Annotated in this window: 18 protein-coding genes; 5 read left to right on the forward strand and 13 right to left on the reverse strand. The window is 58.5% G+C overall.

Annotated elements, in window-relative coordinates; all coding sequences use genetic code 11:
* Positions 1 to 12: 12 nt before the first annotated feature.
* The 8 genes from Q0775_RS14165 to pobA form a co-directional block, all read right to left on the reverse strand.
* Positions 13 to 1,149, reverse strand: coding sequence for a TAXI family TRAP transporter solute-binding subunit (locus Q0775_RS14165; protein ID WP_298862131.1), 1,137 nt, complete (start codon positions 1,147 to 1,149; stop codon positions 13 to 15).
* A gap of 235 nt (positions 1,150 to 1,384) precedes the next feature.
* Complete coding sequence (locus Q0775_RS14170; protein WP_298862133.1) at positions 1,385 to 3,547, reverse strand: cytochrome P450/oxidoreductase; 2,163 nt, start codon at positions 3,545 to 3,547, stop codon at positions 1,385 to 1,387.
* Positions 3,544 to 4,350, reverse strand: a complete 807-nt coding sequence (locus Q0775_RS14175) for an SDR family oxidoreductase (RefSeq protein ID WP_298862135.1) — start codon at positions 4,348 to 4,350, stop codon at positions 3,544 to 3,546. Before Q0775_RS14175 ends, Q0775_RS14170 begins: the two co-directional genes overlap by 4 nt.
* A 10-nt stretch (positions 4,351 to 4,360) precedes the next feature.
* Positions 4,361 to 5,413: an arylsulfotransferase family protein gene (locus Q0775_RS14180; RefSeq protein ID WP_298862137.1), complete on the reverse strand. Its 1,053-nt coding sequence runs from the start codon at positions 5,411 to 5,413 to the stop codon at positions 4,361 to 4,363.
* 41 nt (positions 5,414 to 5,454) lie between these two features.
* A complete protein-coding gene (gene pcaG, locus Q0775_RS14185; protein ID WP_298862139.1) occupies positions 5,455 to 6,069 on the reverse strand; it encodes a protocatechuate 3,4-dioxygenase subunit alpha in 615 nt (204 codons plus the stop codon).
* Between the two features lie 2 nt (positions 6,070 to 6,071).
* Positions 6,072 to 6,812: a protocatechuate 3,4-dioxygenase subunit beta gene (gene pcaH, locus Q0775_RS14190; protein ID WP_298862141.1), complete on the reverse strand. Its 741-nt coding sequence runs from the start codon at positions 6,810 to 6,812 to the stop codon at positions 6,072 to 6,074.
* Positions 6,809 to 7,189, reverse strand: coding sequence for a 4-carboxymuconolactone decarboxylase (gene pcaC / locus Q0775_RS14195; RefSeq protein ID WP_298862145.1), 381 nt, complete (start codon positions 7,187 to 7,189; stop codon positions 6,809 to 6,811). The genes pcaH and pcaC overlap by 4 nt, the downstream gene beginning before the upstream one ends.
* Before the next feature lie 13 nt (positions 7,190 to 7,202).
* Positions 7,203 to 8,372, reverse strand: a complete 1,170-nt coding sequence (gene pobA / locus Q0775_RS14200; protein ID WP_298862146.1) for a 4-hydroxybenzoate 3-monooxygenase — start codon at positions 8,370 to 8,372, stop codon at positions 7,203 to 7,205.
* A gap of 93 nt (positions 8,373 to 8,465) precedes the next feature.
* Between pobA and pcaQ the strand changes: the two genes are divergently transcribed.
* Positions 8,466 to 9,383 (forward strand): pca operon transcription factor PcaQ, encoded by a 918-nt coding sequence (pcaQ, locus tag Q0775_RS14205; RefSeq protein ID WP_298862148.1) that lies wholly within the window; start codon positions 8,466 to 8,468, stop codon positions 9,381 to 9,383.
* 195 nt (positions 9,384 to 9,578) lie between these two features.
* Entirely contained in the window at positions 9,579 to 10,781 is a 1,203-nt protein-coding gene (locus Q0775_RS14210; protein WP_298862150.1) for an aminopeptidase P family protein, read from the forward strand.
* Positions 10,782 to 10,815: 34 nt separating this feature from the next.
* Here the strand turns inward: Q0775_RS14210 and Q0775_RS14215 are convergent, their stop codons facing one another.
* Entirely contained in the window at positions 10,816 to 11,856 is a 1,041-nt protein-coding gene (locus tag Q0775_RS14215; RefSeq protein ID WP_298862152.1) for an aromatic ring-hydroxylating dioxygenase subunit alpha, read from the reverse strand.
* Positions 11,857 to 12,015: 159 nt separating this feature from the next.
* Here Q0775_RS14215 and Q0775_RS14220 point away from each other — a divergent pair, with 159 nt between their 5' ends.
* Positions 12,016 to 12,678 (forward strand): hypothetical protein, encoded by a 663-nt coding sequence (locus tag Q0775_RS14220; protein WP_298862154.1) that lies wholly within the window; start codon positions 12,016 to 12,018, stop codon positions 12,676 to 12,678.
* A 6-nt stretch (positions 12,679 to 12,684) separates the two neighbouring features.
* Here the strand turns inward: Q0775_RS14220 and Q0775_RS14225 are convergent, their stop codons facing one another.
* Genes Q0775_RS14225 through Q0775_RS14240 form a run of 4 tightly spaced genes read right to left on the reverse strand, consistent with a single transcriptional unit; the run spans position 12,685 to position 17,772 of the window.
* Positions 12,685 to 13,248, reverse strand: a complete 564-nt coding sequence (locus tag Q0775_RS14225; protein WP_298862156.1) for a sarcosine oxidase subunit gamma — start codon at positions 13,246 to 13,248, stop codon at positions 12,685 to 12,687.
* Entirely contained in the window at positions 13,241 to 16,177 is a 2,937-nt protein-coding gene (locus Q0775_RS14230; protein WP_298862158.1) for a sarcosine oxidase subunit alpha family protein, read from the reverse strand. The genes Q0775_RS14225 and Q0775_RS14230 overlap by 8 nt, the downstream gene beginning before the upstream one ends.
* The gene (locus Q0775_RS14235) at positions 16,174 to 16,461 is read right to left on the reverse strand and encodes a sarcosine oxidase subunit delta (RefSeq protein WP_298862161.1); all 288 of its coding nucleotides are present in this window, start codon (positions 16,459 to 16,461) and stop codon (positions 16,174 to 16,176) included. The genes Q0775_RS14230 and Q0775_RS14235 overlap by 4 nt, the downstream gene beginning before the upstream one ends.
* A gap of 60 nt (positions 16,462 to 16,521) precedes the next feature.
* Positions 16,522 to 17,772: a sarcosine oxidase subunit beta family protein gene (locus tag Q0775_RS14240; RefSeq protein ID WP_298862163.1), complete on the reverse strand. Its 1,251-nt coding sequence runs from the start codon at positions 17,770 to 17,772 to the stop codon at positions 16,522 to 16,524.
* A gap of 310 nt (positions 17,773 to 18,082) precedes the next feature.
* Here Q0775_RS14240 and Q0775_RS14245 point away from each other — a divergent pair, with 310 nt between their 5' ends.
* Both Q0775_RS14245 and Q0775_RS14250 read left to right on the forward strand, forming a co-directional pair.
* The gene (locus Q0775_RS14245; RefSeq protein ID WP_298862165.1) at positions 18,083 to 19,696 is read left to right on the forward strand and encodes a long-chain-fatty-acid--CoA ligase; all 1,614 of its coding nucleotides are present in this window, start codon (positions 18,083 to 18,085) and stop codon (positions 19,694 to 19,696) included.
* A gap of 64 nt (positions 19,697 to 19,760) precedes the next feature.
* Positions 19,761 to 21,428, forward strand: coding sequence for a mechanosensitive ion channel domain-containing protein (locus Q0775_RS14250; protein WP_298862169.1), 1,668 nt, complete (start codon positions 19,761 to 19,763; stop codon positions 21,426 to 21,428).

Raw genomic sequence — 21,428 nt, forward strand, 5'->3', positions numbered from 1 at the left:
TCATGGCAAAGATCAGAATACGATGGTGAAACCGCCTGCTTCAAGTGCATCGCGGCGCGCTTGGGTCCAAGCGGCCTCAAAGTCCTCTGGATCAGCAGCGACAGTCGCTTCCCATGCCGCAGCAAGGGCGGCCTGACGGGCAATCAGGGCGTCGTTGTGCGCCTGTGCATCATCGCTCCATACACCTGCTTCGGTGTAATAGCGGATCGCACCTTCATGGTAGGGAACAACCCATTGCATGTTCTGCTTGTCGATGGACCAGCCGCCAATACCCGGGGAATTTCCGTCATACTTCGGGAACAGCTCAACCATCGCTTTGGTCATGTTGTAGACCAGATCGGCCTCCGTTGCTGCCATTGCCGTAAGAACGGGATAGGCATAGCCAGCGCCCTGATAACCGTCGGTGCCGTCAATTGTTGCACCAACCATCGCTTTGTTGATCTGGAAGAAGGGTGCGACAGATTGCAGACGCGCAAAGCCTTCTGTGTCTGCGGGATCAATCGGAGGCCAGAACAGCCCCCGCGGACCCGCTTCTGCCTCATAGGCTTTGCCGGAGTTGGTGGACGCGAATGCCGCATCAACCTGACCTTCGATCAAACCTGTCCAGCTTGCACCGAATCCGCCGAAATCAACCCGCTCAACATCGTCCCATGTGAGGCCTCCATAGGCAAGGTAGGCCTCGGTGTTTACGTTAAGCGCAGGGGCGCCCACGATATAGGCAACGCGCTTGCCCTTGAGGTCAGCGTAGGTCTCGATGCCGAGATCGCCCGCGACACCAACCGACAGGTTGATCGCGCCACCGTTATTGGCCATCAGCACGCGAATGGGCTGTGGACCCCAGTTTTCGGCACCAAAGTCGAACACGCCTTCTTGCGCCATATAGCTGCCGCCGACGCCTGTAGCGGAGAATTGCACGCGGCCCTGACGAAGGGGCTCGGTCCGCGAAATGTCGTTTTTGCCGGGCAGTACACGCAGGTTGACACCTGCGGCATCCTGAAGGGCAGCACCGATGGCGACTGATTGGTTATAGCCAGCTGATCCTGTGCCATAGGCCGTCCAGCTCAGCTGCTTTGGCAGCTCGAAGTCCTGCGCCATGACCATCGTTGTCGATAGACCAAGTGCAGCGATTGAAGCAGTGATATAGTTCATATTTCCTCCCAAGGATTTCCAGTCTTGCCTGCATCTGTTGCGGCAATTCCGATCTGGCGGTTATGACATTTTGCGAAACATCAATCCGCCCTGTGGAACAACCTAGGAATCTTTGTTTGGATGAGTCAATAAAACTTCCACCTAATCTGTCATCTTCGACGCGGAATTTGATCCATACGGAATGGGATGCCCGATCTATTCCAACATGCGGAACAAACTGCCCTTGGCAAGCAGTTCACAGGTCGAGGACAAGCCGTTTGGTTTTCGACCGCGAGCAGCAAACGGTAATTTGCGCGTTTGATGCTTTTTCAAGATCAGTTTGCACCAGATCGCGGTGATCAGGCATACCCTCGGTCACAGAGGTAAGGCAGGTGCCGCAAACGCCAGACTGGCATGAGACCTGGACGTGGATGCCATTCTCCTCCAGCTTTTGCGATATCGTCTCGCCGGGGTGGACCTCGAATGTTGTGCCCGACCTCTGGGCTACCACGGTAAATGGCGCGCCATCGGTATTCACTTCGGCGCCAAAGCGCTCCAGATGCACAGTGTTTGTGTCCCACCCATTTGTTACGGCTGAGTTTACGATGAAATCCATAAATCCATTTGGGCCGCAAACATAGAGATGGCGGTCGGGCGCAGCAGTGGCGAGAACAGCGTTAATATCCATTTTCTGATTGTCCGGCCCACTATCGATATGAATCTGGACCTTGTGCCCAAAGCGTCCCATCTCATTGGTGAAGGCCAGTCGATCTGCCGTGCGGCCACAGTAATGCATTTCCCAAGACGCACCTGCGGCCTCGAGCGCGTAGGCCATGTTCAGCATCGGCGTCACGCCAATCCCGCCTGCAAACAGGATGGTATGGGCCACCGCATTGCCCAGCGGAAAGTTGTTGCGCGGGCGACCAATCCTGATCTGCTGGCCTACTTCGAAATCCGTGTGGATCGCAGTGGAGCCGCCACGCGATTTGGGATCAAGCAGCACCCCGATGCGGTATTTGCTGCGGTCAGCAGGATCACCCGTCAGGGAATACTGCCGGATGAGGCCCGATTTAACATAGACATCCACATGCGCCCCAGCGGCATAAGCGGGCAGGGGGCTGCCATCCGTGCTGGTCAGCTTTAACCCGATAATATCCGTTGCCACATCGCTGCGGTTTGCCACGGTCACGTCGAGCCATGGGTTATCTTCTGGGGCTTCATCACTCGGCGCGTCCACCAAAACCTCGGCGGCCAGATGGACCTTCACAGGCATGCTGGCATAGGCGCGAATGGTATTGTTCATTGCCACCACAGGGGCGTCAGTCAGCTCAAACCGCTCCACACGGCGGCGCAGCGCCTCAATGAGCAGGATAATTTCGCGCCGCGCCAGATGCATGCCCATGCACATATGCACCCCTTGGCCAAAGCCCAGATGGTCATGCACGTCGCGTGTCACGTCAAAGCGGTCTGGATCGGGAAACTTTCGATGATCGCGGTTGGCAGAGGCATAAATTACGATCACCCGCTTGCCTGCCGGAATGGCATGGCCCGCAATCTCGCTGTCCTCAATCGCATAGCGGGTAAAGGCGCGGATGGGGGTCGCCATGCGTACCGCCTCCTCGACAGCATTGGGGATCAAACTGGCATCCTCACGGATCAAATCCCATTGGTCGGGTTGGTCGGCAAAGAACTTCACAATCTGCCCCGTTGTTGAGATGGTCGTATCAAGCGAGGGGTTGATATAATCGCGCATCAGTTGCGCACAGGTCTTGTAGGGGATACCCCGTTCCGCACCAACATCAAAAATACGCTTGGCCCAACCGCCTTCCTTGAGCTTTTCAGGGCGGCCATATTCGAGCAGGAAGTCACGCAGGTTTGTGAGGTCTTTGAAAGCCTGATCTGTGCGCGCATTCTCGGTCCCGAACAGGTTGAACGTGGCCGAAGCCCATTTGAGCATTTGTGCGCTGTCCACGGGCAGGCCTACCAACTCCGCCACAATGGTAACGGGCAGGAATTGGGCAAAATCGGCAATAGCATCAAACTCACCGCGTTGGCAGAGCGTGTCGATCAGACCGTTGGCAGCTTTCTCAAGCATCGGCTCGATCTCTTTGAGTGCTCCGGGTAGAAGCGGCTCGGATGTGACGGCGCGAGTGCGATCGTGCTCTGGCGGGTCGGAGTTGAGGGTGGAGCCGACAAGGATGTCGTTGACCTTCTGGATAGGCGAGACCCCGCGCGAGCTGACAAAGCGCAAGGGTTGGCGCAGCACTTCGCTCACCTCGTCATAACGGGCCAGCGCATACATGTCGTGCTGGGGCAGGTACACCACAGGTCCCAACTCGCGCAGCTGTGCGTAGACAGGATAGGGGTCGAGGATGACTGCGTCGGAGTAGAAGTCGATATCGAGGCTCGGCGTTTTCATGTCTGGCCTCCCGAGAGGCGCAGCACAGAGAGGTCCATCGCGTCTGCTTGGTTAAACGCCCCCATGCCGCCGTCAATGGCGATATCCGCTCCTTTGAGCCAGTTTGACGCTGGCGACAGCACAAATGCCGCGATCTGTGCGATCTCTTCTGCTGTGCCGGGGCGTCCTGCACGGGCCACGTTCTTGGCCATTTTGTCACCGAATGCTTTTTGGAAATCCCCCAGTATCCCCGTCGATATCCCACCCGGGCTGAGCGTGTTCACACGCAGTCCAAGTTTCACCATGGCCTCGGTCTCTGCGACCGCCCACAATATCACCGCCTCTTTCGTGAGGTTATAACAGCGCGTGGCGTCTATCCCCTCGGTGGCAATGAAATCAGGCAACTGGTCGCGGTGCCGCAGAGCGGCCAGCCGCTTGACCTGTGCCGCACCTTCGCGCCAACCGTGGCCTGCGCGGCTCGCCATATGCAGGAGGGAACCGCCATCGCGCATGTGGGGCAGCATGGCATCGGTAAACGCACGGGTGCCAAGGAAATTAACCTGCAAGATCGCCGCCTCCAAACCGTCACGCGGCGGCAGGCCTGCATTGTTACACAGCCCGTCCAGCGGCTCATCCACTGCCTTTGCAGCCGCCGCGATGCTGTCGGCATCATTGAGGTCGAGCGGGATGAACCGTGCAATATTCTCCTCAGTCTCGGTAATGTCAAAACCGATGACACGGTGCCCTTGGGACGTGAGGATACGCGCCAGTTCGGCCCCGATCCCGCTGGCAACGCCCGTAATCGCATAGGTAAGCTGGGTCATATCGGTTTCCTCATATCAAATCCTGAATGGCAGTGTCGGTCGCGGCATAGCTGCGCATGCGAAACAGCCAGTTGATGTGGCCAAATCTGGGGTGGTATCCTTTGACGGGGTTCACATAGTCCCAGACGATTTGCCCCTCGGGCGTCACTTCGAACAGGTTACCCTGTGCGCCTTCACAGATCAGCGTATTGCCCCCCGCAAGGCGCTGACACCCGCCGATGTGAGGCGAGTAAAACTGCATCGGGTTGTCTTTTTGCAGATAGCGCCAGACCACTTCGTTGGTGGTGGGATCAATCTCCCAGACCTGACTGTGATGCAGGTCGGGGGCGTAGACGCCATTGGCAAAGATCAGGACATTGCCGTTCTCAAGGCGCTGTGCGTCATGCGGGCCGCCCAACGCGTCATTCTGAAATTGCCACAGCAACTCGCCTGTGCCGCGTTGAATCAGGAAGGTCATGTTGAGCGACTTGCTACAGACCAGAACCGTACCATCATCTAGCGGATGCAGCGTGTTGAGGTGACCCGCTGACCAGCGGTTCGCATTGCGGTGCATGCGGCGCAACGCAGGCGGCAGGGCGTCTGTGTGCCACTCCCAAACAACCTCACCCACTTCGTTCACTTCGCGAATACACTCGCCGTACATGCCTTCAGGCAGTTGGCTGTCTGGCACGCCGCCAGTGAAATTAGCATCGGTGGTTAGGTTCGGATCGGTATAGGCGATATAGATCGCGCCGCCATTCGGCAGGCGACGAGCATCATGATGCTGGTAGGGGTCGCAATGCTCCCAAACGATTGTGCTATCTCGGTCCCGTTCGCGCATCATGCCGCTGGTGGTAAGGGGAACACCCTTGGGCGCTGCGCAGACTTCATTCGAGAAGAGATTACCATTAGGCAGCAGGTAGCAAAAATGCGTCAGCCCAAGGTCGTTGCTCCATCGGTGCACAACTTCGCCCCGCGGATTGATCAGAAATGCGGCGTCGGATCCGAACGGCGCGATCATGACATGCCCCACTTCGGACAACGCTGCGTCGCGCTGTCTGAGACCGATGGTAAGATGTTGCATGTCCGGTCTCCTGCTCTTGGTTACAAATTGGCGCGATTGGATCAGATGTCGAAAAAGATCGTCTCGTTCGGCCCTTGCAGGTGAATGTCGAAGCGGTAGGTCCCGTCTGCCTGCTTTTGCGCGAGCAAAGTGGGGATGCGATTTTGATGCTCGATCCGTGTCAGGATCGGGTCGGCGGCATTTGCCTGCTCCTCATCCGCGAAATAGATGCGGCTGTGCAGGCCGATGTTGATGCCGCGTGCCACGATCCACGCGGTGATGTGGGGCGCTTGCATGCGGCCATCGGGGAAGGGGACAGCACCGGGTTTGACAGTTTCAAAAGTGAACTCGCCAGTGTCCATATCACCCGCCGAGCGGCCCCAGCCGGTGAAGTTGGGATCAGGCGTGCCGCGTGTCTCATTAGCCGACGGGAACAACCCCGCCGCGTCAGGCTGCCATATCTCGATCATCGCGTCGCGCAGCGGGGTGCCAGTGCCATCAAACACGGTCCCTTTGATCGTGATCTCGGTCCCCTGAACAGGCCCCGTTTTCATGGATGTACCGAGGTCGCCACCATACATATTGAGGCCCGTGAAGTTAGGCGTGCAGCCAATATGGACGTAAGGGCCAGCAGTTTGGCTCGGGCTTTCGCGCAAGTAATCCATCTTTTGTACCATTGTTAAAGGCCCTCCTTGCGGTTCTCGAAGTATGTCTGGCGGCGGCCACGGATCACCATGTCGAATTTGAACGCGCGGCTGTCCATTGGGACGGTGCGGTTCATGTCGAGCGGGGCGGTGAGCGCATCAATCGCCTCTTGGGTCTTGAGGATGCCGACGATGGGGCACAGCTTGATATGCGGATCGCCCTCGAAATACATTTGGGTGATCAGGCGCTGGGCAAAGCCGTGGCCGAAGATCGAAAAGTGGATATGCGCAGGGCGCCAGTCGTTCATGCCATTGGGCCAAGGGTAGGGGCCGGGCATGATGGTGGCGAACTCGTAAGAGCCGTCCTCGCCCGTGATCGTCCGCCCGCAGCCGCCAAAATTGGGATCGAGTGGGGCGAGGTAGCTCTCTTTTTTGTGACGATACCGTCCGCCCGCGTTGGCCTGCCAAAACTCTAGCAGCGCACCAGCGACACCGCGCCCGTTTTCGTCCAGCACGCGGCCATGAACGATGATACGTGGGCCGATCGCACTCTCGCCATCCTTCGCGTAGTTGTGGATCAGATCGTTATCGAGCTTACCGATGAGGTTGTGACCAAAGACAGGTGATGTCTCCTCGCTCAAGGTGGAGGGGAAGGACAGCAACGCCGCCTGCGGGCTGCGCTTGATGCTGGTCTTATAGGGCGGCGTCAGCGCATCGGGCTGCCATACGCGGTCACGCGGGATGAATCCGCCCGTCTTGGGAGGGGTGGTGCTCATAGGGTTACTCCCATCTCTGCATAGGTCTGCTTGGCCAGCTTAATCGCATGGTTGGCTTTTGGAACCCCCGCATAGACCGCCACGTGCATAAAGGCTTGCAGCACGTCTTGCGGGCTGGCACCTGTGTTGGCTGTGGCGCGGATGTGCATCGGGATTTCTTCAAAGTTGCCCGTCGCCGCCAGTAGCGCCAGCGTCAGCATGGAACGTTCGCGGTGCGCGATGCTGTCATCGGACCACAGCGTACCCCAAGCCCCTTCTGTGATCATGCTCTGGAACGGTTCATCAAAGGCGGACTTGTTCGCCTCCGCGCGGTCCACATGGTCATCGCCCAAAACGGCGCGGCGGGTGGTCATGCCCTGTTCAAATCGTGTGCTCATGGTGCTTTATCCTTCAGTAGGGCAAGCCGACGTAGTTTTCCGCCATCGCCTGTTGCGCTGCCTTGTTGGAGCGCAGGAACTCAATTTCGGCGACCTGCATTTTCAGGTCGAACGCTGATTGATCGGGATAGGTGTGCATCAGCGAGGAGAACCACCAGCTGAACCGCTCTGCTTTCCACACCCGCGCGAGTGCCTTAGCTGAATAGGTGTCGATGCCGTCGGTGCTGTCGTTCTCATAAAAATCGCTCAGCCCGTTGTACAGGTAATGCACATCAGAGGCGGCAGTGTTCAGCCCCTTCGCCCCTGTAGGTGGCACGATATGGGCCGCATCACCACACAAGAACAAGCGGCCCCAGCGCATCGGCTCTGTCACAAATGACCGCAAGGGCGCGATGGATTTTTCGATGCTGGGGCCTGTCACCAGTTTGTCAGCCTGATCTTTGGGAATACGGCGCTTGAGTTCTTGCCAGAATGCCTCATCTGTCCAATCCTCTGGCTTGTCGCTGAGCGAGCACTGGATGTAATAGCGGCTGAGGTTGTCATTGCGCATGGAGCACAAGGCGAAGCCGCGCGGCGAGTTGGCATAGATCAGCTCGTGATTGACGGGCGGTGTCTCGGAGAGGATGCCAAGCCAGCCAAAGGGGTAGACCTTCTCGTACTCCTTGCGCACATCAAGGGGGATCGTCTGACGGCTTACGCCGTGAAATCCGTCACAACCTGCAACAAAATCGCAATCAAGGCGCTGGGCCTGACCGTCGACCGTGTAATAGACGTGGGGCGTGTCCGTATCGGCCCCGTGGATCACCACATCCTCGACGTTGAACTCGATCTTGCCGCCGTGGGCCTCACGCGCGGCATAGAGGTCGCGGGTTACTTCAGTCTGGCCGTACACCATGACAGGCTTGCCCGTATGCTCGGTGAAATCGACGCGGAACATCTCATCGCCGTAGGATATCAACGTGCCGTCATGGGGCATCCCCTCGGCATGCAAGCGCTCGGCGCAGCCCGCTTCTTCCATCAGGCTAACAAGCCCTTGTTCCAGCACACCCGCACGGATGCGGCCCAACACATAATCCTTGGTCTTACGCTCCAACACGACACTTTCAATGCCGCGGGTGTGCAAAAGCTGAGCGAGCAACAGGCCCGATGGCCCACCTCCGATGATTGCGACTTGTGTTTTCATGGTGTCCCCTTTGGCATGATCGAACTCTGGCATGTTTGTATTGGCATTAAAAGTGAGGTAATGGACCAGATAGTTATCTAAAAAGGAAAGTAAGTGGACCGCAGGATCAAGTTCCGCCATCTGGACGCTTTTAGCGCCATCGCCCGCGCCCATAGTTTCAAAATCGCGGCAGAGCAGTTGAACCTGACCCAGCCTGCAATTTCCAAAACGCTTAAAGAGCTGGAGGAGATCCTTGGCGTTGCCGTGCTGGAGCGCAGCCGCGCCGGGGTGCGTCTAACGCCGGAAGGGGAAGTATTTTTGCAATTTGCTGAGCAGAGCACCGCCGCCCTGCGTCACGGATTGCGCAGCATCCGCGCATCAGGCATCGCGGCGGGGCAGCTCAGGATTGGCGCACTTCCCAGCGTCGCCTCCGCCCTCTTGCCCGAGGCAGTCATGGCATTTATGGTTGAGAGCCCCGACACCCAAATCGAGATACATGAAGGCCCGCATCACGATCTGACCGCGCGTTTGCGCAGTGGGGGCCTTGATCTGGTGGTGGGGCGACTGGGCATGCCCGATACGATGGTAGGCCTGAGCTTTCAGCAGCTTTATACTGAAGAAGTTGTGGCCGTCGCACGCCCCGACAGTCCGGCGCGGGGCATCTGTGACTTTGCCGCCCTCAATGCGTACCGCGTGCTGTATCCGCCAAAGGAATCCGCGATCCGCCCTCTGGTCGCCCGCATGCTGATTGCCAAAGGGGTGCCGCTCTTTGCAAACAGGATCGAGACCGCATCGCCCGTTTTTGGGCGCACGGCGTTGATGACGGACCGCGATACGGTTTGGATCATCAGCGCAGGCGTGGTCGCCAATGACCTCGCGCAGGGCCATCTTGTGGCGCTGCCCCTTGATATGACGGCGACCCGAGGGGCCGTAGGCATCATGAGCCGCTCGGAGGAAGTGCCATCTGTTGCGACACGCAGGTTCTCAAAGGGCCTGCATGTCTTGTGTGCTGCACAAGGGTTAGGCGGGTAGCGCTGAAAAAACACTTGCCAGATGCGCGTGGGTTAGGGCAATGAGATTGCATAGGTCGGCGATGGCGTCGCCAGCACAATGTGCAAGACCTCAACCCCATTCCTGAACGCCGGGATCTTGCTTTACCGTTTGCGGTGGGGGAGGTCTCTATGCCCCTTCAACGCACATCGGTTTGCGCATTTGAAGGAGCCACTGATGGACCGTCCACAACACTACCGCTTTCACCAAGGGGATCGTAACCTCCCCTTTGCCGCCGCTGAATATGAGGGGCGTCTGGCCAATTTGCGTGCCGAGATGGCCGCGACTGGCGTTGATGCCTGTGTTTTCACCTCAATGCACAACGTCGCCTATTATTCTGGGTTTCTCTACTGTGCCTTTGGACGCCCCTATGCGCTGGTTGTGACACCCACCGACAGCGTGACGATGAGCGCGGGCATTGATGCGGCCCAACCGTGGCGGCGCAGCCACGGCGACAACATCACATATACCGACTGGCAGCGGAACAACTACTGGCGTGCGATCCAGAGTGTGACGGGATCGGGCAGGACCATTGGTTTTGAGGGCGATCACCTGAGCATTGCGCAAAAGAGCCTGCTGGATGAATTTCTAACGCCCAAGGCTTGCATCGATGTGGCCCCCGCAACCATGCGCCAGCGTATGCATAAATCACCCGCCGAGCTGGACCTGATCCGTGCAGGTGCGAATGTGGCTGATGTAGGCGGCTATGCGATCAAGGATGCCGTGAAGGTTGGCGCACGCGAAATCGACGTGGCAATGGCAGGCCGCGATGCGATGGAACTGGAAATCGCCAAACGGTTCCCGGATAGCGAGATACGCGACAGCTGGGTCTGGTTTCAGTCAGGGATCAACACAGACGGCGCGCACAACCCCGTGACGACGCGCAAATTAGAGCGGGGGGATATCCTGAGCCTAAACACCTTTCCGATGATCTCTGGCTATTACACTGCCCTTGAGCGCACGATGTTTGTGGGCGAGGTCGATAACACCAGCCGCAAGATATGGGAGGCCAATGTGGCGGCTCATGAGTACGGAATGAGCTTGCTTGTGCCGGGGGCCAAATGCTCGGACATCACCCACAAGATCAACGACTTCTTCGCGGAGCGTGACCTGTTGCAATACCGCACCTTCGGTTATGGTCACTCCTTTGGCATCCTGTCGCATTACTATGGCCGCGAGGCGGGGCTGGAACTGCGCGAGGATATCGACACCGTCCTAGAGGCGGGCATGGTCATCTCGATGGAACCGATGCTGACCATTGGTGAAGGCCAAGCGGGGGCAGGCGGCTACCGCGAGCATGACATCCTGATCATCAACGACGAGGGCAACGAGAACATCACAGGCTATCCTTATGGCCCTGATTTCAACGTCGTAGGATAAGCCCTGCGCTGGCGGTCAACGTCGATCGCCAGCGCTACTCCGCCATCTGGCGATCGACTTCGCGTTCTTCATTGATCATCGCCTGAAGCTGGCGGCGAAAGCGTAGCTGCCCCCCGTCAATGGGCAGGTCGATATGGGGGGAGGTCTTGTTCGCCATGCCCTTTTGCACCTCGTTGAGGACATCGCGGTCCTCTTCGAACGCGTGCTGCACATCCTCGGTCATCATTTTCGACAGCGCCGCATCGTCGGGGCGGATATTGCGCAGCTGGAACCAGTAATAGCGCGTTTGGCTCTCGGTGGTGGGGGTCATGAAGTTATAGCTATCCATAATAAATGTATTCTCGTGCAGTGATCCGTCAGGACCGCCTGTTCCCGCAGGGGTGAACACCGCACGGATCAGCGCATGGGAGGGGTAGCGGACCTCATAGTGCTGCAAGCGGTCGCAGTTGCCTTCGAACTCGACCACTTTTTTGTAGAACGGCGCGGGCTCGTGATCCATCATCCAGCGGTGCACAATCACGCCATCTGCTGTCTTTGTGATGCGCAGGGGCGTATCCTTGGTCGCAGGCGCGGCAAAGCTGTTTTGATGCACCCACGCTACATGGGTCGGGTCGAGCAGGTTATCGCACATGAGCAGGTAGTTGCAGTCCAACTCCATCGCGGCCCCACGGTTGATGCCCCACGCAGGATTGTCGTAATTCTCTATCTCGAAGATATCGCTCGGGTCGGCCAGTGCGGGGTTGCCCATCCAGACCCAGACCAGCCCGTATTTCTCATGCAAGGGATAGGCGTGCACCCGCGCCTCTGACGGGATACCATTTGCCCCTGGTGCCCAGACACATCGGCCCACGCAATCAAAGGTCAGACCGTGATAGCCGCACTCGACTGTGTCGCCTTTCATCCGACCCTTGCTCAAGGGTAGCTTGCGGTGGGGGCAGGCATCTTCCAATCCGACCAGCTCACCCGCCTCGGTGCGGAACACACATATCTTTTCGCCCAGCACCGCTATCTGCTGCAAGGTCCGCGTAATCTCGTGGTCCCATGCGGCAACGTACCATGCGTTCTTTAAAAACATATCAGCGGTCCTTGTCTGCGGCGGCTCGAATAACGCCTCACTTCAATCGGTGCAGGGCGCTGGCGTCAATGGCAATCATCGGGCTATAGCCTCGGTTTGTCTGCGCCAACGTTGCCGATTTACATGGAAAACCTCTAGGTTTTCGATCACCGTATGAACATGACACAAAAAATCTACGATATCCGCACGGCTTCTCAGCGGGAGTTTGAAGACTTCGTGTTTGATCATGACCCGCAGAGTTTCGCCACCAACGACGCATGGTATCATCGGCTTGATACAACGGTGAAATATGATGCCAGCCACAGTGCGCGGTGCTTTATCGAGATGTTTCGCACCTCTGCCAGCCTGTTTGAAAAATATGATCGTGAGAGGCTCAAGCAGGGCTTTTGGGCCATGACAGGGGCAAGTTTTGACGGCAACCTCGATATTCTAATCTGGCGCAGCAATATCGCGCCAGAGCTGAAGGAGGAGCTCATCGCGGCGATGTTTTTCGTCTTCTGCGACGTCTTTGCCCGCGATCCGATGGGAGAGGCCTGCGAGATGTGGTGGGACGCTCTGGCCTATTGCATCAACCCGATGAAGCACGTCGACCCTGTCGGGAACCCTGTTCACAAGCGGATACAGGGTGCGATGTTCCACACCCTTGCGCAGATACTGGACCTCGACGCGGCCGATTGTCAGTCAGCGGCGCTGCACGGTCTCAACCATGTCCTGCACCCTGATACAAAAGCACTGATCGATGACTTTATCATGCGCAGGCCCGACTTGCCCCAAGACTTCATCGACTACGCCTATCACTGTGTCGCGGGGCGTGCGATGTAGGCTGCCTCAGGCCAGCGCAAGTGCCGCCGTGAGCAGGGCATGGTGCAGGTTCTTCGCCGAGGCGCGGGGGCCAAGGATGCGGATGTGATCCTCGGCCTCGCGGCGGATCACAAAGCAGCCAAGCTGGTGAATGACGGTACGCTGCACATCGCCCGCGATCATGCGACGGATCGGGACGTTGCACAGCCGCTCGCTCATCTCACGCATCATTGCGCCCGTTACATCAAAGGTGGCCCAAGCGCCTGATTGCTCGGTGATTGAAGCCGCATCGCCAAACCGCTCTTTAAGCTGGTCGGCCAGATGTTCATGCGTTGCGCGAGGGGCGCCGATCATCCACTGTTCTGGCCCCATCCAAAAGCCCGCCTCGGGGTCGCGCAGGATGGTACGGCCTATATCAGGCACACCGCCCAACAGGTTTCCGAGCGCGGCATGACACGCCGCTTCCTTCCCCAGCCGTGCCGCCACGGACGCCAGCGCCAACCCGTCATTTTCGGCAAGAGTGATATGGTCAAAGCGGTCGATGCGTGGCGCGGCTACGCCAAGGGCGGTTACAGTCCTGAGATTATGCACGAAGTCTCTCCCCGTCAGGGTCAATGAAATGGGGGCTGGTGATTTCGACATCGACGTTCACACCCGTAAGCGGGCTGACAAGGCGCATCCGCTCGCCCATCCGGTTTGCACCGTCCTTGAGAAACCCGAGTGCGATGGCATGCCCCAGATTGGGCGAATAGCAGGCTGAAGTGACATAGCCCTGATCATGGGCAGCATCGATGACGCCGCTCTCATTCATCAAATGCGCACCCGCAGGCACGGGGTCACGCGGGTTCACGGGCTTGATCCCCACTTGGCGCAGATCATCTGCGCGGTTCAGCCCTTCACGGCGCGACAGGATCGCACCGATGCTGTCTTTGGCCGTGCTGACCATGCGCCCCATCCCGAGGTTTGCCGCCGTTGTGGTCCCGTTCAGTTCATTTCCCGCAGCATGGCCTTTTTCCATCCGCATCACGCCAAGGGCTTCGGTCCCGTAAGGGGTGATGTCAAACGCCGCACCCGCCTCCACAATTCTGCGGATGAGCGCATCGCCATAGGCCATAGGCACAGCGATCTCAAAGGCCAACTCTCCACTGAAGGAGATGCGGAACAAACGCGCACGCAATCCGCCGCAGACTGTGACATTGGCGCAGGCCATAAAGGGGAAGGCATCGTTTGAGATGTCGCGGTCCACGATCTGCTCCAGCACTTTACGGCTGTTGGGACCCGCGACAGCGTATTGCGCCCACGCCTCGGTGGTCGAGATCAGTTGCACATCCATATCGGGAAAAAGGCACTGTCGCACAAATTCCATGTGGCGGTAGACGGGCAGCGCGTTGGCCGTGGTGGTCGTCACGACGAAATGATCCTCCGCCAGCCGTGCCGCCGTGCCGTCATCCATCACGATCCCGTCCTCGCGCAGCATCAGGCCATAGCGCACGCGGCCCACGGGCAGTTTGGCAAAGCCGTTGCAGTAGACCTTGTTCAGGAAGGCGGCGGCATCTGTGCCTTGAACGTCAATCTTGCCCAATGTCGTCACATCGCAGACACCGACCGATGTGCGCGTGGCCAGCACTTCGCGGTCAACACTTTCCCGCCACGTCGTCTCGCCCGTGCGCGGGAACCATTGTGCGCGCAGCCAGTTACCAACTTCGACAAAAACAGCACCCTGCTCCTCCGCCCACGTATGGGAGGGCGTGAGGCGGGTTGGGTGGAAATCCTTGCCACGGTGCCGTCCGCCAAAGACGCCAATGGCGGTGGGGGTATAGGGGGGGCGGAAGATCGTCGTGCCGACTTCGGGAATGGCTTTGCCTGCCAGCTCTGCCATGATCGCCAAGCCACCCATGTTTGACGTTTTGCCCTGATCAGTCGCCATGCCCAGCGTGGTATAGCGTTTCAGGTGCTCGACCGAGCGGTATCCTTCTTGATGGCTGAGTTTCACGTCTTTGACGGTCACATCGTTTTGCTGGTCGAGCCATGCGCGGTTGCAACCCTCAACGTACCAGAACGGTTTAAGGTTGACGGGCGCATCTTCCGCTTGGGGCAGAGAGGGCAGTTTACCCTTCAAATCCATCGCATTTTGCGCGGCTTTTGCACCACCGCGCAAGGCCGCCGCCGTGGACATATCGCCATTGGCCGCCCCTGCAACTGTCATACCAGCAGGAAGCATGCCACCGGGAACAAATGCTGCGAGGGTTTCATTCCAAGTTGGTCGCCCGCGCTGGTGACAGGTCAGATGAACGTTCGGGTTCCATCCTCCCGACAGCCCAAGCGCGCCACATTCCAGCGTGCGCATGGTGCCATCGGCGAGGCGCACTTCGGCGAAGGTCAAGCCAAGACGCCCCTTGGTGTCTTTGATTTCACCGTGCAGAACTTCATAGTCCAAACTGCGCGGCGCGTCCTCCCGCACATCGACGACTGCGGCGATTTTCACGCCCTTCGCCACAAGGTCAGCCGCCGTGCGGTGCCCATCGTCATTGTTTGTAAAGATCGCCACACGGCGGTCCACTGCCACGCCATAGCGGTTGGCGTAGGTGCGTAGGGCAGAGCCGAGCATGATGCCCGGACGGTCGTTATTCTCGAAGGCGACTGGCCGCTCGATGGCGCCTGCCGCGAGGATTGTACGCTTGGTATAGATGCGCCACAGGATTTGCCGGGGTTTGCCTGCGTCTGGCGTGTGCATGTGATCGCTAACGCGCTCAACCGCGCCATAGATGCCGTGATCGAATGCGCCGATGATCGTGGTGCGCGCCATCAGGCGCACGTTGGGCAGGCTGGCAAGCTCCTCTACCGTGGCGGCGGCCCAGTCTGCTCCCGATTGATCGCCAAGGCTGTGTGTCTCGGAATTGAGACGACCGCCCATGCGGAAATCCTCGTCAGCAAGGATCACGTCAAGGCCCGCGCGCCCTGCTGTCAGCGCAGCAGCCAGCCCTGCCGGACCCGCGCCGATGATCAGCAGGTCGCAGTGCAGGAAGCCTTTGTCGTAGGTGTCGGGATCATCCTTTAGCGAGAGCGATCCAAGCCCCGCCGCATGGCGAATGATCGGCTCATAGACTTTCTCCCAGAAGGCCGCGGGCCACATGAACGTTTTATAGTAAAACCCCGCCGTGAGGAAATTGGACAGGCGGTCATTTACGGCCAGCAGATCGAACCTGAGCGAGCCGATGCGGTTCTGGCTGCGCGCCAGCAGGCCATCGTAAAGCTCGGCCGTGGTGGCGCGGGTATTGGGTTCCTGCCGCGCGCCTCCGCGCAGCTCAACCAGTGCGTTGGGCTCTTCGGAGCCAGCCGTGAGGGGACCGCGCGGGCGGTGATATTTAAACGACCGGCCCATAAGTCGCACGCCATTGGCCAGCAAGGCAGAAGCAAGTGTGTCGCCCGCATGGCCTGTGTAATGCTTACCGTCGAACATGAATTTATGGGTTTTGGCACGGTTGATTTGTCCGCCAGCAAGCCTGTTCTTTTGTGTCATAGCTTGCGCCCTCTGCTGCGGGCCACATCGCGGGCAAGTTTTACATCGCTGATCTCATGAGTGAGCGTGTTGCGCGTTACCACCAGCCAAGAGCGATCCCCCGCCTCATGAAACCACAACTCCTCATGCCAGCCAGCAGGGTTGTCCCGCAGATAGCCGTAGTCATAGAAATCTTGCGCAGCGGTATCTGACCCTGCATCGGGGCGATCAATCAGACGCGCATCCCCCATATAAGTGAATTCTGCGCTGTCGCGAGGGCCGAGAAGGGGGTGATTTATGATCATTTTTGCGGTGCTCGCGGTAAGTGCGGGATTGAGTTTAATTGGCAAATGAAGCGGGGCGCGTTAGTGCAGGTTGGGCTGGTTTCCCATGCCTTTTTCGTCGATCAATAATCCGCGCTCGAACCGATCAAACCGGTAGGCGGTGGCATTGGGATGGGGCGCATCGCGGGCGAGCAGATGTGCAAAGCACATGCCGGAGGCAGGCGTGGCCTTGAACCCGCCATAGCACCAGCCGCCGTTGAAATAGAGCCCGTCGATATGGGTTTTGTCGATGATGGGCGAGCCGTCCATGGACATGTCCATGATGCCGCCCCACATGCGCAGAAGCCGCGCACGGCCAAAGGCGGGAAAGATTGCCATGCCGCCCTCGCATACATCCTCGACCACGGGGAGGTTGCCGCGCTGGGCATAGGAGTTGTAGCCGTCGATATCGCCGCCAAAGACCAACCCGCCCTTGTCGGATTGGCTGACGTAGAAATGGCCCGCGCCGAACGTGACAACGCCGGGCAGTACGGGTTTCAGGCCCTCGGAAACAAACGCTTGGAGGACGTGGCTCTCAATGGGCAGGCGCATGTTTGCATGTGCCATCAAACGGCTGGAGGAGCCTGCAACGGCGCAGCCGATTTTGGCAGCCCCGATGAAGCCGCGTGTGGTGTCCACGCCCAAAGCTTTGCCGTTCTCGATTTTGAAGCCAGTGACTTCGCAATTCTGGATGATGTCCACGCCGAGGCTATCTGCGCCGCGGGCATAGCCCCACGCAACAGCATCATGGCGCACGGTGCCGCCGCGATGCTGTGCAAGCCCCCCTTTGATCGGGAAGCGGGCATCGTCGGTGTTTAGAAACGGATAGCGCGCTTTGATCTGGGCGGTTGTGAGCATCTCGGCGTCCGCGCCATTGAGGATCATTGCATTGCCCCGCCTGATGAAGGCATCACGCTGGGCATCGGAATGGATGAGGTTAAGGATGCCGCGCTGTGACACCATGGCGTTGAAGTTGAAATCCTGCTCCAACCCTTCCCAGAGCTTGAGCGACATCTCGTAGAACGGCTCGTTCCCATCAAGCAGGTAGTTGGAGCGGATGATGGTTGTGTTGCGCCCCACATTGCCGCCGCCGATCCAGCCTTTTTCCAGCACGGCGATCCGCTTTTGCTTGAATTCTTTGGCGAGGTAATAGGCTGTGGCAAGGCCGTGACCACCGCCACCGATGATGATGATATCATAGCGCGCTTGCGGCTCTGGTTCACGCCACGCGGGGGTCCAGCCTTTGTGCCCGGTCAGGGCTTCTTTGATCACACGCAGTCCTGAAAAACGCATTTTTCCATCCTCTTTGGGACAGCTTCAGGGATAGCTGCGTCCATGTCCATGTGAGTTCTGACATTGGGGTGGTCAAATACGACATGGGTATGGAATTTTCAATCCTTCACCTCGTTTTGCCCTGCCAGGACGCAGCCTGTGATATGACGCTACGTGAGAGCCGCGGGAGGGTCTGTGTTTAGAATGGACAGTCGGCGGATTATTTGGCCTATTTTCAAACACAAATTATAGCTGCTGGTGGACTCTACTGATGGCTGATCAAAGACAACGCCCCGCGCAAAAGGGCCATACCTTACAGGAGAGATATCCCATGCTTGGACAAATGATGCAGATGCCACTGACCATTGGCAGTTTGATTGATCACGCGGCGCGGTTTCACAGCGCAGGCGAGATTGTATCAGTCGAGACAGCAGGCGGGATTGAAAATACGACATGGGGCGAAGTTGGCGCCAATGCGCGGCGTCTGGCCAGTGCGCTGTGCAAGCTGGGGCTGGATCAAGGCGCACGCTGTGGCACGATCGCATGGAACAATCGCCGGCATCTGGAGATTTACTTTGGCGTGGCAGGGGGCGGTTTTGTTTGCCACACGATCAACCCGCGCATGGGGCCAGAGCAGATGGTCTATGTCATCAACCACGCGGAGGATCAGGTACTGTTCATCGACGCCACTTTTGTTCCAGCTGCGGGAAAGCTGGCACCAGCGCTCAAACATACCAAGTATATCGTTATGATGGGGCCGCGAGATGAGGCAGCTGCAGAGGCCGTGCCGGGCCTGTTGTTCTTTGACGAGCTTTTGGAGACTGGAGACGCTGACGCGGCATTCCCTGACCTTGACGAGAACGCAGCGTCGAGCCTGTGCTATACTTCAGGCACCACGGGCGACCCTAAAGGCGTGCTTTACTCGCACCGCTCGACCGTGCTGCACACGATTGTGGGCAACCAGCCTGATGCGCTCAATATTTCTGCCACGGATACGGTGCTGCCTGTTGTGCCGATGTTCCATGTGAACGCTTGGGGTGTGCCGTATATTGCCGCGATGACAGGTTGCAAGTTGGTGCTGCCGGGGCCGAACCTTGACGGAACCAGCCTTGTGAGGCTCATCGACAGCACGCATACCACGTTGGCGCTGGGTGTGCCTACAATCTGGATGGGGCTGTTGGCCGCACTCAAGGAAACGGGATCAAAAGTGCCAAGCCTGACGCGCACGGTTGTCGGCGGCTCCGCACTGCCGCCCTCAATGATCCCGAAGTTTGCCGAATACGGCGTGGACCTCATTCACGCATGGGGCATGACGGAGACATCGCCGCTTGGCTCGGTAAACCAACTGCTCCAGCGCCATACCGCGCTCTCGGCAGAGGAGCAGGCGGCGATCCGTTTGGGTCAGGGGCGTCCGCCATTTGGTGTCGATTTGCGCATTGTGGATGAGACGGGCAATGTTCTTCGGCATGACGGGGAGGCGCAGGGTGATCTGCAAATTCGCGGACCATGGATCGTTGATACATATTTTGGCAAGAAAACCTCTGCGCTTACCGACGATGGCTGGTTTGATACGGGTGATGTGGCCACGATTGACGCTGAAGGGTTCATGATCATCCGTGACCGATCCAAAGATATTATCAAATCGGGGGGCGAATGGATATCTACAGTGATGCTGGAGAACATCGCGATCTCCCATCCTGCCATTGCCAACGCCGCCGCAATTGCGGCCCTGCACGAGAAGTGGGACGAACGCCCCGTACTGGTTGCGATCAAAGCGGGCGAGGTGAGCGAGGAAGAGTTGCTGGCCTTCTACAAAGGCAAAGTCGAGAGCTGGCAAATCCCCGACGCTGTGATTTTTGTGGATGAATTGCCCATTGGTTCAACCGGAAAAGTGCAGAAAAACAAGCTGCGCGAGCAATACGGCACTGTTCTACAAGCAACATAGGGCTATCTGGGCGGATTGAGCCTGCACGACCCGTGCAGGCGAGACCGCAATAAGAGAGTTCGCCATGCAGATCAGCCGCATCATCCTAGCCTTCACTATGTTGCTTGCCTCATTCGGGCAGGCAGCAGCGCAAGAGACCGTATTCGAGATTCCGGTGCTCAATGAAGGGCTGGCACCACCGCGCGGTGAAATCGACCTGAGCACGCCGCAAACGGCAATGGAGGCCTTTGTCTTTGCGGCGGAGGATGAGGATTACGTGACCGCGGCGCATGTGCTGAACCTCAACGATATACCTGTGACCCAGCAGCCCGAAGTCGGCGCAAATTTGGCGCGGCAACTGTCCGTGGTTATGGATCGCAAGGTTCTGTTATCATGGCAACAACTTCTGGAACGTCCCGACGCGTTGCTGGCAAATGCGGCTGACAGCAATCCGATGGCCGCAACGCCGCGCAAAAGCCTTCTCATCGGCGTGCTCGACCTTGAAGGACGGGGCGTTGCGATCCGTCTGAACCGTGTGCTGCCAAAGGGCGGGCAGGCGCAATGGGTGTTTTCGCGCCAGACCGTATCGCGGATCGAGCCGCTTTTTGAGCGCTACGGCCCTTCCGCGTTCGAGCGCGCGCTGCCCAAATGGATGCGCACGGATGCCTTCGGCGGTCTCAAATGGTGGGAAATTATCGGTCTTCCGCTGCTCCTGATTTTGACGGTCACGTTGACGGGCGCGCTTTGGCGGGTCCTTGGACGGTTTGCGAACACAGCGGACGGGACATGGATTTCAGGGTTTTTACGCGCTCTACGCGCGCCGCTGACCATCGTTCTGATCAGCGCCTTGATAGGGGTTGCGACGGGATCGTTGTTTGTTGTGTCCGGTCCTGTGGCGACGATCCTCGAGCCGCTTGTAGCGCTGGGGTATGTCGCGGCTGGGGTGATCCTTGTGGTCAATCTGATCGACGCCGCGTTCGACCGGATTGTGAAGGTCGATATCGAGACATTGTCCGCGCCCGAGCATGCCGCGCGCCGCAATCTGGCGGGCATTGTGTCTGCCGCGCGCCGCGTTGTGGTGGTGTTGGCTGTGATCGTCGGCACGGGCATTCTGCTGAGCACTGCAAAGGTGTTCGAGGCGCTTGGCCTGTCGCTTTTGGCGGCGGCGGGATCGTTCACACTGGTCATCGGCTTTGCCGCCCGTGAAGTTTTGGGCAACATCATCGCGAGCCTGCAAATATCTCTCAACCGCGCCGCGCGGGTTGGCGATCAAGTGATTTACGAGGATAAGCTGGCCACAGTGGAGGCGGTGCATTTTACGTTCGTGCAATTGCGCGTGTGGGACGACACGCGCCTCATCGTGCCAGTGGCCAAGTTCATCTCAGACGCCTTTGTGAACCGCAATCTTGAGGCGGGCGGCATGATCCGTACCGTAACGCTGACGCTTGGTACCGCAGTGGACCTCGAAGCGCTGCACGGGGCTTTCGAGAGCTTTCTGTCGAACGATGACCGGGTCAAAGCAGACGAGAGTGAGGCGGTAATGACCGGCCAGACAGAGCATGGGCTCATCATGCGCTACGGCGTGCCTGTGCAAAACCCGCTAGACGGGTGGGACGTGGAATGTGCGATGCGCGCGCATCTGGTGGAGGCTGTCAAGCAGCAGGAAAAAGAGGGCGGTCGGCCAATTCTTCCGCAGATGGGCGTGGCCACCGCGCCCGCCGCCGACGAGGACGGGGCGGGCGAGGAGAGCTGA

It is taken from the genome of uncultured Sulfitobacter sp., from assembly GCF_947499945.1.
Classification (GTDB): Bacteria; Pseudomonadota; Alphaproteobacteria; order Rhodobacterales; family Rhodobacteraceae; genus Sulfitobacter.

Coding starts and splice junctions, on each gene's coding strand:
- Q0775_RS14175 (WP_298862135.1), bottom strand. CDS start 4,350: ATGACCCAGCTTACCTATGCGATTACGGGCGTTGCCAGCGGGATCGGG.
- pcaC (WP_298862145.1), bottom strand. CDS start 7,189: ATGAGCACACGATTTGAACAGGGCATGACCACCCGCCGCGCCGTTTTG.
- Q0775_RS14240 (WP_298862163.1), bottom strand. CDS start 17,772: ATGCGTTTTTCAGGACTGCGTGTGATCAAAGAAGCCCTGACCGGGCAC.
- Q0775_RS14165 (WP_298862131.1), bottom strand. CDS start 1,149: ATGAACTATATCACTGCTTCAATCGCTGCACTTGGTCTATCGACAACG.
- pcaG (WP_298862139.1), bottom strand. CDS start 6,069: ATGGTACAAAAGATGGATTACTTGCGCGAAAGCCCGAGCCAAACTGCT.
- Q0775_RS14210 (WP_298862150.1), top strand. CDS start 9,579: ATGGACCGTCCACAACACTACCGCTTTCACCAAGGGGATCGTAACCTC.
- Q0775_RS14235 (WP_298862161.1), bottom strand. CDS start 16,461: ATGATCATAAATCACCCCCTTCTCGGCCCTCGCGACAGCGCAGAATTC.
- Q0775_RS14230 (WP_298862158.1), bottom strand. CDS start 16,177: ATGACACAAAAGAACAGGCTTGCTGGCGGACAAATCAACCGTGCCAAA.
- Q0775_RS14245 (WP_298862165.1), top strand. CDS start 18,083: ATGCTTGGACAAATGATGCAGATGCCACTGACCATTGGCAGTTTGATT.
- pcaH (WP_298862141.1), bottom strand. CDS start 6,812: ATGAGCACCACCCCTCCCAAGACGGGCGGATTCATCCCGCGTGACCGC.
- pobA (WP_298862146.1), bottom strand. CDS start 8,372: ATGAAAACACAAGTCGCAATCATCGGAGGTGGGCCATCGGGCCTGTTG.
- Q0775_RS14250 (WP_298862169.1), top strand. CDS start 19,761: ATGCAGATCAGCCGCATCATCCTAGCCTTCACTATGTTGCTTGCCTCA.
- Q0775_RS14180 (WP_298862137.1), bottom strand. CDS start 5,413: ATGCAACATCTTACCATCGGTCTCAGACAGCGCGACGCAGCGTTGTCC.
- Q0775_RS14215 (WP_298862152.1), bottom strand. CDS start 11,856: ATGTTTTTAAAGAACGCATGGTACGTTGCCGCATGGGACCACGAGATT.
- Q0775_RS14170 (WP_298862133.1), bottom strand. CDS start 3,547: ATGAAAACGCCGAGCCTCGATATCGACTTCTACTCCGACGCAGTCATC.
- Q0775_RS14220 (WP_298862154.1), top strand. CDS start 12,016: ATGACACAAAAAATCTACGATATCCGCACGGCTTCTCAGCGGGAGTTT.